Genomic DNA, 16,060 nt, shown 5'->3' on the forward strand with positions numbered 1-16,060 from the left:
GATAAAACGCTATGATAACGTGGAACATAGCTCAGCTGAATATAAAATGTTAAAAACAGTTATCTTTAAGAGTTTTAAGTGTTTCGACGCGTCGAATTTGGTAATATTTCAAATACTTTGTATAGGGACTATGTAGTTATGAAATTAAAAATGATAAAAGCCTCAATTGTAGGTGTGTTACTTAGTTGCTCCTCTCCACTGTTTGCAACACCCACAGCCTACTTACCTATAGGCATGGACGCACAGCTTGATCATCAACTAGATACACTATTTGCACTGACTTCTGGTACGCCGATGGCCAAACCTTATCGGTTGGCCGAAGTCGAGACAGCACTCACTAAACTAAAAAATTCAGAGCCTGCATTGGTCGCTGCTATTCGCGCTAAGATTAAACCTTATCAAAGTGATGATGCTATAACTCGCGTCGGCGTGAAACTTCAGGTTGACTCTGATACAAGCAAACAAATAGCGAACCAGCGAGGCTTGGGCTCTGATGAATGGGGGCAAGGCTTTTTTGAAGGCATATGGCGTGCTAACGATTACATATTAGTGCAAGTTGGTATTGATTATCGTGCTAAAGCAAATAAGTTTGTAAACTACAATACGTTCGTTAGTTTTGCTGGTGAAGATCTACAATTAAATATTGGTTACAAAGAGCATTGGTTCTCACCATTTAAACACGCTGCACAAGTGATTTCTACCAATGCAAAAACAGCGCCATCGGTATCGATAGGCATGGTTCAACCGGCGCATAATTGGTGGAATTTCGACTTTGAGCTGTACTATTCAGAATTAGAACATGTTGATAACGGTATCCTTTATCAAAATGAGCTCCATAGTGGTACACCTAAGCTTGCAGGTACTCATTTTAGTATTGAACCAATCGATGGTTGGAAAATTGGCATCAACCGTATGATGCAATTTGGTGGTGGTCCTCGTAAGGTTGATGCAGGTGATGTGTTTGATGCATTTTTTGACCCTGCTGGAAACGACAACTCTGGCCTTACAGGTAGTAAAGATAATGAACTTGGCGATCAATACGCGACGATTACCAGTACCGTAAACTTTAATTGGGGCATGCCCATTGAACTTTATTTTGAGTATGGCGGTGAGGACACTAAAAACCATAAAAACTATCAATTTGGCAACACAGTAAGCAATGTTGGCTTTTTCTTACCGAAAATGACAGATGCCATGTCATTACGGTATGAATATACCAATATGCATAGCCTATGGTATGTAAATGAAATTTATCCAGTTAACGGCAATACGGTGGGTGGATTTGTGACTGGCCACTATGCAGCTGATCAGCGTTATAGTGATTTTCATGCAGATGGTGTTGCGAAGGTTTATGCAGATGCGCCCCCTACTCAAGTGCATAGTATGGAACTTACTTACAATGAGAGCCTAAGTTCTTTATGGCGTGGTAAGTTAACCTTAATTGAAAACGAAAGTAATTATTTAAATGAATTTGGGCAAACAAGCGCAGACTATGAAAAAGCAATTGAACTTCAATTGAGTAATACACGTCAATGGAATGAACACACCCTCGAGACAACACTTACCTATGGTGAAGATGTGTTTGGAGAGAACTATACTTGGTTATCCGTTGCATTATTTTGGTAAGCGAAGCCGTTATTTATTTTTGAGGAATACCTATGTCTAATCTTGATTCTGTAGCGGCAAGCTACCTAGAGAGTTTAAACCGTCATCAAATGTTGTTTGAAACGATGGAAACCTACCACCCAGAAGTGATGCAGCTTCTTGAAGCATGCCATAGTACATTACAAGCAGGCGGAAAAGTGATTTGGTTTGGTAATGGTGGGAGTGCAGCCGATGCACAACATCTTGCTGCAGAGTTTGTTGTTCGCTATAAATTAGAGCGAGGTCCGCTTGCTTCTATTGCGCTTACAACAGACACCTCTATTCTGACAGCACATAGTAATGATTACCATTTTGACACGGTATTTGAACGCCAAGTTCAAGCGCTATGTAAGCCAGATGATTTAGTGATTGGCTTAACGACTTCAGGCACGAGCCCTAATATTAATCTTGCGTTGGCTGCTGCAAATGAAATTGGCGCGTATACTGTGGCTTTAACAGGCCGTGATGGCGGTAAAGTGAAAGATATCGCGAAGTTACCGATCATTATTAAAAATGACGAAACAGCGCGTATTCAAGAAGCGCACATGTTTATTGGTCATTGGTTGTGTGAAGCCATTGATATGGTTGTAGCGGAGCAACAGTAATGGATTTAGCGTTACTAAAAAATCTTTCTAAAGCACGTATTTTGGTTGTTGGTGATGTCATGCTAGATAGATACTGGCATGGCGATTCAGGGCGTATTTCACCTGAAGCGCCGGTACCTATTGTTAAAGTAAGTAAGTTTGAAGACAAGGCGGGTGGTGCGGCAAATGTTGCAAAGAATATAGCCCGTTTAGATGGCAAGGTCGGGTTGCTGGGTCTGATCGGTGAAGATGAAAGTGGGCAGATCCTTGAAACAATTTTAAGCTCGGAAAAAATAGATTCTCAGCTAGTCAGTGTTTGTGAGCTACCTACAATTTCTAAAATGCGTGTCATAAGCCGACATCAACAAGTTGTTCGCCTTGATTTAGAAGAAACCTTTACTGAGCAGCACAGCCAATTATTACTTAACCGCTTAGAGCTAGTGCTTGATGATTACGATTTCGTATTGTTTTCAGATTACAACAAAGGTTCACTTAGCTTGATTCAGGCGATGATTCAGGTTGCTAAAAAAGCCGGAAAAACAGTACTTGTCGATCCAAAATCATCGGATCTGAATTTATACCGTGGTGCAGATTACATAACACCTAATTTAAACGAGTTTAAACTTGCTGGTGGACAAACAGGTTCAGAGCAAAGCTTAACAGATAGCGCGCGTAAGCTGATTAGCGAAGCAGGTATTGCGGCTATGTTATTAACACGTTCAGAACAAGGCATGTCCTTAATAAGCGAAGCTGAAAAGTTTGACTTTGCAGCCCAAGAGCTTGAAGTGAGTGATGTTACCGGAGCGGGAGATACGGTTATCGCGACCTTAGCGGTCATGTTAGGCGCTGGAATGACGCCTAAGGATGCTGTTGAAATTGCCAACCTTGCGGCGGGGATTGCTGTTAGTAAGCTTGGTGCCGCAACCGTGTCTCCTGAAGAGCTTAGCCGTAAACTTGGCCAATACTTACAGCAAACAGGTGAGCACTATCAAACGCCATTTGACGATGTTTTACAACATATTGAGTTTGCAAAACAAAATGGTGAGAAAATAGTCTTCACAAACGGTTGCTTTGATATCCTTCATGCAGGGCATGTGCGTTATTTAGCGCAAGCAAAAGCCAGAGGCGATCGCTTAGTTGTAGGCTTGAATAACGATGAATCAATTTCACGATTAAAAGGCCCTGAGCGACCAATTAACCCATTACAAGAGCGTGCAATGGTATTAAGTGCCCTTGCTTCTGTCGATTGGGTGATCCCATTTGGTAGCGTAGAAGAGCATGATACACCAGCCAAACTCATTGAAACGATCAGCCCTGATGTACTCGTAAAAGGAGGGGATTACACCGTTGAGCAAATTGCAGGTGCAGAGCATGTTCTGCGTCATGGTGGCAAAGTTGAAGTGCTTGAGTTTCTTGACGGGTGCTCAACCTCTAACGTGATTAGTAAAATTAAACAACCTTAACCCTAAAGTGCTGGGCTTTTCTCCGCCCTTTACGAAGCAACCAGTCTGTAGCTGATTTTTATAAAGGCTTTTACTTATTAGTTAATAAGTAAAAGCCTGATTTAGATCAAGCAAGGGGCAATTCAAGCTGAAAAATATGACAGCAGTGATTAGTCTTTATAGTCATATTTTAATCTTACCTTTAAAGTAAGTTCTTACTTCCTAGTAAATTACAACTCGCTATAAAACTAAAGTTCTGTTTTTTTGCTGCCTGCTTATTTTCATATTTAACGGTCGCCTTTAACTTACTGATATTGTGTTCTATTTATTTTTCATTATGAGCTTGTTTTTAATTTTTAAAATTTAAAAATTAAAATTATCATCGTTATTTTTTACTATATATCTGTTTTTAAAATTTTATACCCTGCTTTTATTTCTAGTCGTTTATCATTATTTAATCAAGAAAACAAATTAATATAATCTATAAAATCGATTTTATTTAAACGTATTTTGCATCTAATGTATCTAAAAAGGGTTTGTTGTTGGTTAGGTTTTAGTACGTTGTTAATAATGAGGTTCTTTCATTTTTGCGACATAAAAATTCATAAACGGTATTGCATCGTGTAAGCAAATTTTTAGTTGCAGTAACTAACCACTTTCAGCGCTTTACAAGGTTTAAAACGTACCTACCACAAGTTACACATTAGCAAGTTAGAGGGGTGGTAGGTCGTTTTATATCGTTTTGTCGATATGAAGGAGGTTGGTTTTCATATTAGTTTATTTTTGTGAATTTGAATTCTATTGAGCTTAAAATTTTCTAAATTTCTAATGTTTTAGTTTTAGATTATTTAGGTGTTTGGCTTTATTTTAAATAGTTAGTTTAAAAATTATATTAGTTTGAGGATTATGTTATGAATAACCGTATTGTTAGCAAGTACACTTTGATAGCCAGTGCGCTGGCTATTATTATTAATTTTGAGGGGATTGCGGCTGAAGCTCAAATGAGCAAGCCTAAAGGCGCTGTTGGCAGCGGCCATGTTGCTCAAAATCAGGCAAAATCAAACCTATTTTGGTGGCCAAATCAGGTTGACCTAGCCCCGCTGCGTGACCATGACTCTCGCTCTAACCCGCTAGGAGAAAACTTTGATTATAAGAAAGCATTTTCTAAGCTCGATATGAATGCATTGAAAAGCGATATTAATAAAACACTCACAGACTCTCAGGACTGGTGGCCCGCAGACTGGGGAAATTATGGTCCTTTCTTTATACGTATGACATGGCATGCCGCGGGGACTTATCGAACGCTTGATGGTCGAGGGGGAGCCGGTGGAGGCCAACAGAGATTTGACCCGCTAAATAGCTGGCCAGATAACGCAAGTTTAGACAAGGCGCGTCGACTACTTTGGCCAGTGAAACAAAAATACGGTGAACTTATTTCTTGGGGTGACCTTATAGTGCTTGCTGGCAATGTGTCTCTTGAGAATATGGGCTTTAAAACATATGGTTTTGCCGCAGGTCGTCAAGACGACTGGGAGCCTGATATGGTTTACTGGGGCCCTGAAGTTGAAATGTTAGCAAGTGACCGCCGAGAGGCTGATGGTAAATTAAAAAGACCACTTGCAGCTGTTCATATGGGGTTGATTTATGTGAACCCTGAAGGGCCAAATGGTGTTCCTGATCCTGTTGGTTCAGCGGCTAACATCAGAGAGTCTTTTGCCCGTATGGCGATGAATGATGAAGAAACGTTAGCACTTATTGCCGGTGGTCACACATTTGGAAAAATGCACGGTGCGCATAAAGCGGCAAAATGTATCGGCCCTGAGCCAGGTGCTGCTGGGCTCGAACAGCAAGGGTTAGGCTGGAAAAATAAATGCGGTAAAGGTCACTCTGAAGACACTGTTACAAGTGGTCTTGAGGGAGCGTGGACGCAATCACCAACTCGCTGGACATCGCTTTATTTATCTAATCTTTTAAACTTTGAGTGGAAAAAAACAAAAAGCCCTGGTGGGGCGATTATTTGGGTACCGACGAATGAGTCTTTACATAAAGTCGTTCCAGATGCGCATGTTAAAGGAAAGTTCAATCCGCCTGTTATGACAACAGCTGACTTGGCATTGAAGTTTGATCCTGCGTATCGAAAAATTGCAGAAAGGTTCTTAGCCGACCCTGAAGAATACCGCTTAGCATTCGCAAAAGCGTGGTACAAACTGACTCACCGTGATATGGGACCTCGAGATAACTATTTAGGTGATGCGTTTCCAAAAGAGAAGCTAATTTGGCAAGACCCAATAGATAAACCAAGTTACAAACTGGTTAATGCAAAAGACATTAAAACTCTGAAAAGTAATATTTTAAATTCGGGTTTAAGCGTTTCTGAGTTAGTAAGAGTTGCGTGGACATCGGCTGCTTCTTATCGAAATTCAGATATGCGAGGAGGCGCTAACGGCGCACGAATTGCGTTACAGCCGCAAAAAGAGTGGGCAGTGAATGCACCAAAAGACACAGCAAAAGTGATCGCTAAGCTGAAAAAAGTGAAAGATGACTTTAACAAAAAGTCGCGAGGAGGCCGTAAGATCTCCCTCGCTGATACAATTGTACTTGCAGGAGCAGCAGGCATTGAAAAAGCGGCTAAAGAGGCTGGGTTCAAGGTAACAGTGCCATTTTCACCAGGACGAGGTGATGCAACCCAAGCCCAAACAGACATCAACTCGTTTTCTTTGTTAGAGCCTAAAGCGGATGGATTTCAAAACTATTACCAAAAAGGCTATTACAAGTCTCCCACTGAGGCACTCGTTGATAAGGCTGACCAATTAGCCTTAACGGTACCTGAGATGACAGTATTAGTGGGTGGAATGCGCGTACTTGGTGCGAATAATTCCGGCAAGCACGGTATCTTTACTGATAAACCTGGTGTACTAAGCAATGACTTTTTCGTTAACTTATTAGATATGTCTACTAAGTGGAAACGAAATGGTGATATCTATGAAGGAGTGGATAGAAAAACTGATAAGCTCAAATACACAGCCACACCGGTTGATTTAATATTTGGTTCATCAGCTGAGCTTAGAGCCGTTGCAGAGGTTTATGCTTTCGATACATCAAAAGAACGTTTTGTTAACGATTTTATCAAAGCATGGGTCAAAGTTATGCAGGCTGATCGTTTCGATCTCAAATAATTAAGTAATGAAACAAAGCGGTTTTATTTAAAGCCGCTTTTTTTAACCAGAAGCAATATGAGTATAAATCAGTTGATTGTTATCCTATTTAAGAAGTTAACACTTTTTATTGTGTTATCAGCTTCTTTAACTTTAAATGCACGAGCAAAGCAAGCCGATATAGATGACAAAGTACTTCGTAATAATGCACTATCTGTATTTGGTGTTATTCCTGAAAAAATGCCGCGCAGTGATGCAGATACACCCGCATTAATTCAGTTAGGCAAAAAACTCTATTTTGAAACTCGTTTATCTAGTAACAATAGCCAATCGTGTAATTCATGCCATAACTTGTTAAACGAAGGACAAGGTCACGACGCTAAGGTTGTTTCAGTAGGTGCCTTAGGCATAAAAGGGCGAAGAAATGCCCCATCTACATGGAATGCTGGTTTTCAATTTGCCCAAAACTGGGATGCACGGGCTGAAAACTTAGAGCAGCAAGCCTCTGAACCATTATTAAGTGAACACGAAATGGCGTTATCGAGTAAGCAAGAGGCTGTTGATAAACTTAGTACTTTATATAGTAAAGAGTTTGAATATGCTTTTCCAGATTCAAGCCCTGCGCTCACTTTTGAAAATATAACCAAAGCCTTAGCATCCTTTCAAAGAACATTGATCACACAAGATCGATTTGATCGTTACCTGAGCGGCGATAATAACGCTTTAACAGTACAAGAAAAGCGAGGTCTTTTACAGTTTCAAGAGAATAGTTGCGCAAGTTGTCACAGTGGCCGTCTTTTAGGTGGGCAGTTTACAATGAAAATGGGGATCGTAAACCCATACCCTAATCGAGATGATAGGGGGATGGGGGAGGTGACCAATAGAAAAGATCATGATTACTTATTTAAGGTGCCAAGCTTGCGGAATGTGGCAAACACAGCACCGTATTTTCATGATGGAGCTGCAACAACCTTACAAGAAGCTATTCACTTAACTGGCTGGCATCAATTAGGTAAAAAGCTCAGCGAGGAGGAGGTTGAAAATATAGCCGCTTTCTTAGAAACCTTAAATAATGAAAATACAGTTAACTTCCCATAAGAAGTGCGCATCTTTTAATTAATGTTTTAGTTGTGCTTGGTACTCACAAATGAGTAATTGCCAATCGCTTTGCTGCCAGTGCATTATTTCGTTACGGCCTTGCTCTTTTGCAAATGAACGTGCCAAGCGTTTCATATTTTCTTGTTGCCAACTAACGTCAGGTTGCTTTATTTCGCCACGGTCGAAGTCAATAATGAAGACGTTACCGCTATCGTCAAATAAGATGTTATTGATATTTAAGTCTGCGTGATACACCCCGTGGTTATGAAATTCACTCAGTGTTGTTGCTATTTTTTTTAATTCATCATGACTAAGTGTGCGTGTAATAAGTATATCGAGTAAGCTTTGCGCGCCTGTCACTGCTTGTGTAATTATATCACCTCGATAAATCAAGCCATGAGTCGTGACTTTCGCAGCTATTGGAGTGGGGACATTTAAACCCAATTCAGATAAGCGCATCATTAGCGAGAACTCTTTATACACACGAGTTTTTTCTAAACCTAAGTAGAGATACTGATCAGTTAAAAGTTTACCAACAAGGCCGCCACGCCAGTAGTGCCTTAACACGGCAGTTAAGTGATCATGTTTAAAAAACCAAGCCGTTGCACGGCCTTTTTTAGCACCAACAATTTTATTTTGCTGTTGCCAAAAGTCAGCATCAAACCACTCGCGCGTGAGTAACTGGGTATAAGCGGGGTGACAAAGTAGCGTGGTATTTTCTTGATGCAGAGTCTCAAACATAACAACTTAACGTATTAACGATCTATGCTTATTATAGTACCGTATTTTTGGTATTTCGTATAAGTACTTGCAATAGCACAAAGTTAATTTAAGATCGCATTTTATTTGCTGTTGCTAAGGGCACATGTGACTCATTCAACCTCGTATTCAGAGATATGTATATTAAGGCTTTCGGCTATTGGTGATGTTTGCCATGCGGTATCGGCTGTGCAAGCTATTCAAAAAGCGCATCCAAAGGCAAAAATTACTTGGGTAATTGGTAAAGTCGAAGCAATGTTACTGGCTGATTTACCGGGTGTTGAATTTGTGGTGTTCGACAAAAAACAAGGTAAGCAAGCCTACAAACAGCTTAAACAGGTTTTTAAAGGGCGACAATTTGATGTGTTACTACATATGCAAGTAGCACTGAGAGCGAACCTTGCAGCACGTTGTATTCCTGCCAAAGTAAAAGTTGGCTTTGATTGGGCGCGTGCAAAAGAATTACATAGCTTGTTTATTAACAAGCGCATTGCACCACAAGCCGAGGCTCATGTACTGGAAGGCTTTAAAGGGTTTGCCAGCGCCATTGGTGTGCCTGATTATCAACCAAGCTGGCAGATGCCAATTACCGAACAGCACCAGCAAGCTGCTGATATATTATTAGGTGCAGAGCGTTTAGCAGGGCGTATTTTTGTGATTTCACCTGCGGCAAGTAAAAAAGAGCGAAATTGGTTGCCTGAGCGCTATGCAGCACTTGCTGACTACGCTCATAATCAAGGTTTCTCGGTAGTGATTACGGGGGGACCAACGCCGCTCGAAGAAACGCTTGCAGAGCAAATAATTAGTCACAGTAAGACGGCTATTTTGAATCTTGTCGGTAAAACTCAGCTAAAAGAGCTGTTATGTGTTTTAAAGCGTGCGTCTTTAGTGCTTGCTCCTGATACAGGCCCTGCCCATATGGCGGTTACGGTTGGCACCCCAGTGATAGGGTTATACGCTCATTCAAACCCTAAACGCACAGGGCCTTATTTGTACCAAGATTACGTGGTTGAGGTTTATCATCAAAACCTTGTTCAGCAAACGGGTAAAACAGCTGAACAATTATCATGGGGGACGCGTGTTAAAGGGGCTGATCTAATGACACAGATTAGTGTGCAAGATGTCACTTTAATGTTTGACCTTGTCGTATTGAAAGAGCAACTGAAATGAAGAAAGTATTATTTTTAGACCGTGATGGTGTCGTGAACATTGATCACGGTTATGTGTATAAACCACAAGAGTTTGAATTTGTTGCCGGTGTGTTTGATGCCTGCAAGAAGTTTACTGATAATGGCTACGAAATTGTGGTGGTTACTAATCAATCGGGGATTGGTCGGGGCTACTATTCTGAGCAGGATTTTCATAATCTAACAGCTTGGATGAAAGACGAGTTTAAACGTCATGACGTGCCTATTCTCGCGGTTTACTTTTGTCCACATCATCCAACAAAAGCACAAGCGAGTTATTTACAAGAGTGTGACTGTCGTAAACCTGCGCCTGGAATGCTTTTACAGGCTATTACTGAGCATGATATTGACCCTAAAAAAAGTATCATGGTTGGTGATAAGTTAGGGGATTTAATTGCAGCTGAAAGGGCAAGTATTGCCACGCGTGTATTGGTGCGTTCAGGGCAAAGTTACGCAGAGTCAACAGAACAACATGCTGATATCGTTTGTGAGTCATTAGCCGACTTACCTGCTCTGGTTTTACACTCATAGCAGGTAAGACCAGTTTTATTTCGCAAATCCGCACCCATTCAAGGCGTGCGACGAACTACAAACAGTGCAATTGTTCGCCTAAGCTTTTACAATAGGCGCAAATTTCACAGTCACAGCTAATCGGCTCTGATTACTTAAAAGATTATTTGGAGATTTCAGATGAGAGCATCTGCGTTTTTTAATCAGCTTCAGCAACAAATAGACGAAGTAAAAGCTGAAGGTCTATACAAAAGCGAACGTGTTATTACCTCACAACAACAGGCTCAAATTGAAGTTGCATCGGGTGATAAAGTTATCAACTTTTGTGCAAATAACTACTTAGGTCTAGCAAATAGCCCAGAGCTAATTAAAGCTGCGCAACAAGGTCTTGATGATCACGGTTTTGGTGTTGCATCAGTCCGTTTTATTTGTGGTACGCAAGATATTCATAAAACATTAGAAGAAAAGATTTCTGCGTTTTTAGAAACAGAAGATACCATTCTTTACTCATCATGTTTTGATGCAAACGCCGGTTTATTCGAAACTATCCTAGGCCCAGATGATGCAATTATCTCTGACGCTTTAAACCATGCTTCGATCATTGATGGTGTACGTCTTTGTAAAGCTAAGCGTTTCCGCTATGCCAATAACGACATGAGCGACCTTGAAAAGCAACTTATTGCAGCTGACGAAGCAGGTGCTAAAACAAAACTCATCGCAACAGACGGCGTTTTCTCAATGGACGGCGTAATTTGTAATCTTGAAGCGGTGTGTGACCTAGCTGATAAATATGATGCCTTAGTGATGGTGGATGACTCTCACGCGGTTGGTTTTGTAGGTGAAAATGGTAAAGGCACACCTGAATATTGTGGTGTACTTGACCGTGTTGATATCATCACAGGTACCTTGGGTAAAGCACTGGGCGGCGCATCAGGTGGTTACACATCAGGTAAGAAAGAAATCGTTGAATGGTTACGTCAACGCTCGCGCCCGTATCTTTTCTCAAACTCACTTGCGCCATCAATTGTTACAGCATCAATTAAAGTACTTGAAATGCTGAGCAACGGTGGTGAATTACGCGCTAAGCTTTGGGACAATGCAAAATATTTCCGTGAACAAATGGAAGCGGCTGGCTTTACCTGTGCAGGTAAAGATCATGCGATCATCCCTGTAATGTTAGGCGATGCTAAAGTTGCCTCAGCCATGGCAGACAAATTACTTGCTGAGGGTATTTACGTAACGGGTTTCTCATTCCCTGTGGTACCTAAAGGTCAAGCACGTATTCGTACGCAAATTTCTGCGGCGCATACAAAAGAGCAATTAGACACCGCAATAGCGGCCTTTACCCGTATTGGTAAAGAAATGGGTGTTATCTAATTTTATTTCCTAAACCGAAGCCTTTGCTTCGGTTTTGTTTAATTGAGTGTGAATCATGAAAGCATTATCTAAATTAAAAGCAGAACCAGGAATTTGGATGACTGATGCGCCAAAGCCTGAAGTTGGCCATAACGATCTGCTTATTAAAATCCGCAAAACAGCAATTTGTGGAACAGATGTCCATATTTATAAATGGGATGAGTGGGCACAAAATACAATCCCAACGCCAATGGTCGTTGGCCACGAATATGTAGGTGAAGTGGTTGATATGGGCCAAGAAGTACGTGGTTTCCAAGTGGGTGACCGTGTATCGGGCGAAGGGCATATTACCTGTGGTCACTGTCGTAACTGTCGTGCTGGCCGTGTACATTTATGCCGTAACACCACAGGTGTTGGTGTTAATCGCGAAGGTGCATTTGCTGAATACCTTGTGATCCCCGCTTTCAACGCATTTAAAATTCCAGATAACATTCCTGATGAGTTAGCATCAATCTTTGACCCATTCGGTAATGCAGTACATACAGCGTTATCGTTTGATTTAGTTGGTGAAGACGTATTAATCACAGGAGCTGGCCCAATTGGTATCATGGCAGCAGCGGTTGCTAAACACGTTGGTGCACGTCATGTGGTTATCACTGACGTAAATGAATACCGCTTAGATTTAGCGCGTAAAATGGGCGCTACTCGTGCTGTAAATGTGGCAACTGAAAAGCTTGAAGATGTAATGAAAGAGCTTGGCATGACAGAAGGCTTTGATATTGGCCTTGAAATGTCGGGTGTGCCAGTTGCATTTAACAGCATGCTTAATAACATGAATCACGGTGGCAAAATCGCTATGCTAGGTATTCCACCTTCAGATATGGCGGTTGATTGGAACCAAGTTATTTTCAAAGGCTTAATTATCAAAGGTATTTACGGCCGTGAAATGTTTGAAACTTGGTATAAAATGGCAAGCTTAATTCAATCAGGCCTTGATCTGAAACCAATAATTACTCACCAGTTCTCTGTGGATGATTTCCAAGAGGGCTTTGATACAATGATTTCAGGCCAATCTGGTAAAGTAATCCTTAACTGGGATTAGTGCCGTTTATAGTGATAAGGCGGCATATTGCCGCCTTTTTAGTTTAGAGAGTATTATGTCATACAAACATATTTCAGTAAGCGACACGTTTGCGCTTTTAGATAAAGAAGACGTTGTGATTGCCGATATTCGTGATCCTAACTCGTTTAAAACGGGGCACATTCCTGGCTCTGAGCATTTATCAAATGCTAATATTAGCGAATTTATGATGAATAAAGAGTTCGATCAGCCAATCATTATTGTTTGCTATCATGGTGTAAGTTCTCAAGGTGCTGCGAGCTACTTAGTTGAGCAGGGCTTTGAAGATGTTTACAGCATGGATGGAGGCTTTACAGCTTGGCAAACACAACTTCCGGAGCATATTGAACGATGATTGAACTGGGCAGCATAAATAATCCTCGCGCGGCGCAGGGATTTATTGACTATATTAAAAGCAAAGGCTTACAGGGTGAGCTTCGCTCTGAAGATGGTAAAACCGTCATTATTTGTGTTGCTCCAGAGCATTTTCATCAAGCTCAGCCATTATGGCAAGAGTTTGCGGCAAATCCACACGATGAAAAGTATCTGCAAGCCTCTTGGCAAGTGGGGAGCACACAGTCATCACTTTCTTATCAAGGTCAGTCGCTCAACCTAAAAGCGCGTTTTAAAGCATTAAGCTGGCTCAATCGCACTGTTACGTTAGTATCAATAGCGATTTTTGTGGCTTTTTTACTCGGTGGTTTTGATACCATTTATCGGATGCTACAGTTTAATCCTGCGCAACCGCTTAGTTGGTTTACACCAGCAATCGTGCATTTTAGTGCTATCCATTTAATTTTTAATTTAATTTGGTGGATGACACTAGGTAATGACATTGAAAAGCGCAGTGGAAAGTTAACCTTAGTCGGCTTATTTTTAGTGACCGCATTTATCAGTAACTGGGCTCAGTTTTTATTGGTTGGGCCTAATTTTGGTGGCTTGAGTGGTGTTGTCTACGGTTTGCTAGGCTTTTGTTGGATATACAGTGTAATGAGGCCAACAGAGCCGCCTTTAGTCAGCAAGAGTATTGTTGGCTTTATGCTTGTTTGGCTGATTTTAGGCTTTGTTGAAATGTTACCTGTCAATATGGCTAACTGGGCGCATCTTGCGGGGCTTTTATCAGGTATGGCTTATGCTGTATCAGATAAGTTACTTTCGCGCCGTTAAAGTAATCTGTGACGGCGTTTGCCGTCACTTGTTATGGCTAGTGATATAAGTATTTAGTGAACAACACTTCACGCACTATTTCTTGTCCAGTCTCTTGTTTTAAAAGTGTTTTTAACTTTTCAGTACAGCGTTTTCTAATTTCTTCTCGACCGGTAAGCGACTTGATATTCTCTTCTGGCTCTTTAGAAAGAATTTCAACAATCGCATCACGCAGCAAAGGGGTATGATGTTCTACGACACGGATATCTGACATGTCATTGAGCATAAGATCGACCGTAATACGTACATAACCAAGCTTTTTGTTACCTTGGCCAATATAATTGGTAATTATGTCTGGCTCAAAACCAAAATAACCGACTTTTGACTCGGCATGTGCCGAAAAACTAATTGTTGCATTAACTGCTAATAGGCATATCAAATAAATTGATAATAACGATTTTTTCATAGTTAAAAATAGTCCACCCTTTCAATGGTTTTTAGTCTATACCCAAACTTACTAGAGATACAGGTTGTTGTAAGAATTTTAACTGTTATTGAGATTAAATGATGGCTTTTGCCAAACGTTTTGCAGTGATATCATTTGCGCGGTTTCTTAAAATACTGAGTTGTTGTGACTAAATTCCCAATATCATTAGTTGCTGATTGGCAATCGGCATCAGCCTATCCACATTTAACGCAGCAGCAACAAAGCTGGTTGCTTGAAGCGGGCTCATTGACCGCTAAGCTCAAAAGTCATTGCCAACAGTTTTCTGTTCACGTGCTCAATGAAGCACCTTTTGACTTAACCTCAGAGCAGCAAGCACTATTAAATACATCTTTAAGTCACGCATTAAACCGCGAAGTATTATTACTTTGTGATAACAAGCCTATGGTATATGCGCAAAGTTGGCTGCCAGCAGATGATACCCTAAAAAAGCAGCAATTGTTAAGTATGGGTACAAGACCTTTAGGCGATGTTATTTTCCAAGATCCCAGTCTTTTACGCACCGAAATTGAAGTGGCTGAATTTTCAGAGCAACACCAACTAGGTTCTCTTATAAATGAATTAGGTTTAGAACCGCAGATGTTATGGGGTAGACGCAGTGTGTTTTCGCTAGCTCGTGCGCATTTTTTAGTTGCTGAAGTCTTCTTGCCTGGAGCCTATATTTACTTATGAAATTAGCTGCATTACACGTCGCACACATTCCTTACTATAAGCAATTGATGCGTACCGATAAACCAATAGGGACTTTGTTATTGCTTTGGCCAACATATTGGGCACTTTGGCTTGCCAATCAAGGCGCCCCGAGTTTGCTAAATTTTGTCGTATTTAGCTTAGGGGTCTTTGTAATGCGCAGTGCCGGTTGTGTGATTAATGATTACGCAGACCGTAAAATTGATGGTTCAGTAAAACGCACAGCACAGCGCCCATTGGCTGCGGGGTTAGTTTCAAGTGGTGAGGCTCTGAGTTTATTTGTGCTGCTTATCACAGTGGCATTTGGCTTAGTGTTAATGCTCGGATGGTCAACGATATTGCTGTCGTTTGGCGCACTAGCCTTGGCATTTTGCTATCCGTTTATGAAGCGTTATACCCAGTTACCCCAAGTCGTGCTTGGGGCGGCATTTAGTTGGGCTATCCCAATGGCTTATATGGCCTCGATTGGTTCAGTTCCTGTAGAAGCATGGCTTTTATTTATTGCTAACCTTGTTTGGACTGTGGCTTATGACACCATGTATGCCATGGTTGATAGAGATGATGATTTGAAAATAGGTGTTAAATCAACGGCTATTTTGTTTGCGAGTTATGATAGGCACATTATCTTTTTACTTAATGCCTTGTTTATAGCGATTCTTGCTTATATAGGCCTTAGTAACCAACTCGGTCTGTATTATTGGCTTGGATTAGCTGCTGGAGTTGGTTTTTTACTTTATCAACAAAAACTGATTCATAATCGAGAGCGAGATCCTTGTTTTAAAGCTTTTTTAAATAATCACTATGTGGGTTTAGTGATATTTATAGGCTTAATAGCTTCCTTGCCATTGCCATTTTAACGGGGCA

At 41.0% G+C, this 16,060-nt stretch carries 15 protein-coding genes; 13 read left to right on the forward strand and 2 right to left on the reverse strand.

Annotation, left to right across the window (positions count from 1 at the left end; all coding sequences use genetic code 11):
• Positions 1-138: 138 nt before the first annotated feature.
• The 5 genes from PAARA_RS09060 to PAARA_RS09080 all read left to right on the forward strand — a co-directional run bounded on the left by PAARA_RS09060 (position 139) and on the right by PAARA_RS09080 (position 7,923).
• Positions 139-1,626: a capsule assembly Wzi family protein gene (locus PAARA_RS09060; RefSeq protein WP_083515288.1), complete on the forward strand. Its 1,488-nt coding sequence runs from the start codon at positions 139-141 to the stop codon at positions 1,624-1,626.
• 32 nt (positions 1,627-1,658) lie between these two features.
• The gene (locus tag PAARA_RS09065) at positions 1,659-2,249 is read left to right on the forward strand and encodes a D-sedoheptulose-7-phosphate isomerase (RefSeq protein ID WP_062568710.1); all 591 of its coding nucleotides are present in this window, start codon (positions 1,659-1,661) and stop codon (positions 2,247-2,249) included.
• Positions 2,249-3,691 (forward strand): bifunctional D-glycero-beta-D-manno-heptose-7-phosphate kinase/D-glycero-beta-D-manno-heptose 1-phosphate adenylyltransferase HldE, encoded by a 1,443-nt coding sequence (gene hldE / locus PAARA_RS09070; RefSeq protein ID WP_062568711.1) that lies wholly within the window; start codon positions 2,249-2,251, stop codon positions 3,689-3,691. Before PAARA_RS09065 ends, hldE begins: the two co-directional genes overlap by 1 nt.
• Before the next feature lie 890 nt (positions 3,692-4,581).
• The gene (gene katG, locus PAARA_RS09075) at positions 4,582-6,846 is read left to right on the forward strand and encodes a catalase/peroxidase HPI (protein WP_062568712.1); all 2,265 of its coding nucleotides are present in this window, start codon (positions 4,582-4,584) and stop codon (positions 6,844-6,846) included.
• Between the two features lie 57 nt (positions 6,847-6,903).
• The gene (locus tag PAARA_RS09080; protein WP_062568713.1) at positions 6,904-7,923 is read left to right on the forward strand and encodes a cytochrome-c peroxidase; all 1,020 of its coding nucleotides are present in this window, start codon (positions 6,904-6,906) and stop codon (positions 7,921-7,923) included.
• 18 nt (positions 7,924-7,941) lie between these two features.
• Here PAARA_RS09080 and PAARA_RS09085 read toward each other — a convergent pair whose 3' ends face one another.
• Positions 7,942-8,664, reverse strand: a complete 723-nt coding sequence (locus tag PAARA_RS09085) for a 3-deoxy-D-manno-octulosonic acid kinase (RefSeq protein WP_062568714.1) — start codon at positions 8,662-8,664, stop codon at positions 7,942-7,944.
• A gap of 126 nt (positions 8,665-8,790) precedes the next feature.
• Between PAARA_RS09085 and PAARA_RS09090 the strand changes: the two genes are divergently transcribed.
• From PAARA_RS09090 to glpG, 6 genes are all read left to right on the forward strand, one after another.
• Positions 8,791-9,852, forward strand: a complete 1,062-nt coding sequence (locus PAARA_RS09090; protein WP_062568715.1) for a glycosyltransferase family 9 protein — start codon at positions 8,791-8,793, stop codon at positions 9,850-9,852.
• On the forward strand, positions 9,849-10,400 hold the full coding sequence (gmhB, locus tag PAARA_RS09095) for a D-glycero-beta-D-manno-heptose 1,7-bisphosphate 7-phosphatase (RefSeq protein ID WP_062568716.1): 552 nt from the start codon (positions 9,849-9,851) through the stop codon (positions 10,398-10,400). Before PAARA_RS09090 ends, gmhB begins: the two co-directional genes overlap by 4 nt.
• A gap of 159 nt (positions 10,401-10,559) precedes the next feature.
• Positions 10,560-11,756 (forward strand): glycine C-acetyltransferase, encoded by a 1,197-nt coding sequence (locus tag PAARA_RS09100; RefSeq protein WP_062568717.1) that lies wholly within the window; start codon positions 10,560-10,562, stop codon positions 11,754-11,756.
• Positions 11,757-11,811: 55 nt separating this feature from the next.
• On the forward strand, positions 11,812-12,837 hold the full coding sequence (gene tdh, locus PAARA_RS09105) for an L-threonine 3-dehydrogenase (protein WP_062568718.1): 1,026 nt from the start codon (positions 11,812-11,814) through the stop codon (positions 12,835-12,837).
• Between the two features lie 55 nt (positions 12,838-12,892).
• A complete protein-coding gene (gene glpE, locus PAARA_RS09110; RefSeq protein WP_062568719.1) occupies positions 12,893-13,210 on the forward strand; it encodes a thiosulfate sulfurtransferase GlpE in 318 nt (105 codons plus the stop codon).
• Positions 13,207-14,022 (forward strand): rhomboid family intramembrane serine protease GlpG, encoded by an 816-nt coding sequence (gene glpG, locus PAARA_RS09115; protein ID WP_062568720.1) that lies wholly within the window; start codon positions 13,207-13,209, stop codon positions 14,020-14,022. Before glpE ends, glpG begins: the two co-directional genes overlap by 4 nt.
• A 37-nt stretch (positions 14,023-14,059) precedes the next feature.
• Here the strand turns inward: glpG and PAARA_RS09120 are convergent, their stop codons facing one another.
• On the reverse strand, positions 14,060-14,467 hold the full coding sequence (locus tag PAARA_RS09120) for a flagellar basal body-associated protein FliL (RefSeq protein ID WP_062568721.1): 408 nt from the start codon (positions 14,465-14,467) through the stop codon (positions 14,060-14,062).
• A gap of 165 nt (positions 14,468-14,632) precedes the next feature.
• Between PAARA_RS09120 and PAARA_RS09125 the strand changes: the two genes are divergently transcribed.
• Together PAARA_RS09125 and ubiA are read left to right on the forward strand one after the other, a co-directional pair.
• Positions 14,633-15,178, forward strand: a complete 546-nt coding sequence (locus tag PAARA_RS09125; RefSeq protein WP_062568722.1) for a chorismate--pyruvate lyase family protein — start codon at positions 14,633-14,635, stop codon at positions 15,176-15,178.
• The gene (gene ubiA / locus PAARA_RS09130; RefSeq protein ID WP_062568723.1) at positions 15,175-16,053 is read left to right on the forward strand and encodes a 4-hydroxybenzoate octaprenyltransferase; all 879 of its coding nucleotides are present in this window, start codon (positions 15,175-15,177) and stop codon (positions 16,051-16,053) included. The genes PAARA_RS09125 and ubiA overlap by 4 nt, the downstream gene beginning before the upstream one ends.
• Positions 16,054-16,060: the final 7 nt, after the last annotated feature.

This window comes from Pseudoalteromonas arabiensis (assembly GCF_001550155.1).
Classification (GTDB): domain Bacteria; phylum Pseudomonadota; class Gammaproteobacteria; order Enterobacterales; family Alteromonadaceae; genus Pseudoalteromonas; species Pseudoalteromonas arabiensis.

Bases quoted from the DNA above. Each gene is read 5' to 3' on its own strand.
- PAARA_RS09065 (WP_062568710.1), top strand. From the start codon at position 1,659: ATGTCTAATCTTGATTCTGTAGCGGCAAGCTACCTAGAGAGTTTAAAC.
- PAARA_RS09100 (WP_062568717.1), top strand. From the start codon at position 10,560: ATGAGAGCATCTGCGTTTTTTAATCAGCTTCAGCAACAAATAGACGAA.
- PAARA_RS09080 (WP_062568713.1), top strand. From the start codon at position 6,904: ATGAGTATAAATCAGTTGATTGTTATCCTATTTAAGAAGTTAACACTT.
- glpG (WP_062568720.1), top strand. From the start codon at position 13,207: ATGATTGAACTGGGCAGCATAAATAATCCTCGCGCGGCGCAGGGATTT.
- hldE (WP_062568711.1), top strand. From the start codon at position 2,249: ATGGATTTAGCGTTACTAAAAAATCTTTCTAAAGCACGTATTTTGGTT.
- glpE (WP_062568719.1), top strand. From the start codon at position 12,893: ATGTCATACAAACATATTTCAGTAAGCGACACGTTTGCGCTTTTAGAT.
- tdh (WP_062568718.1), top strand. From the start codon at position 11,812: ATGAAAGCATTATCTAAATTAAAAGCAGAACCAGGAATTTGGATGACT.
- PAARA_RS09120 (WP_062568721.1), bottom strand. From the start codon at position 14,467: ATGAAAAAATCGTTATTATCAATTTATTTGATATGCCTATTAGCAGTT.
- gmhB (WP_062568716.1), top strand. From the start codon at position 9,849: ATGAAGAAAGTATTATTTTTAGACCGTGATGGTGTCGTGAACATTGAT.
- katG (WP_062568712.1), top strand. From the start codon at position 4,582: ATGAATAACCGTATTGTTAGCAAGTACACTTTGATAGCCAGTGCGCTG.
- ubiA (WP_062568723.1), top strand. From the start codon at position 15,175: ATGAAATTAGCTGCATTACACGTCGCACACATTCCTTACTATAAGCAA.
- PAARA_RS09085 (WP_062568714.1), bottom strand. From the start codon at position 8,664: ATGTTTGAGACTCTGCATCAAGAAAATACCACGCTACTTTGTCACCCC.
- PAARA_RS09060 (WP_083515288.1), top strand. From the start codon at position 139: ATGAAATTAAAAATGATAAAAGCCTCAATTGTAGGTGTGTTACTTAGT.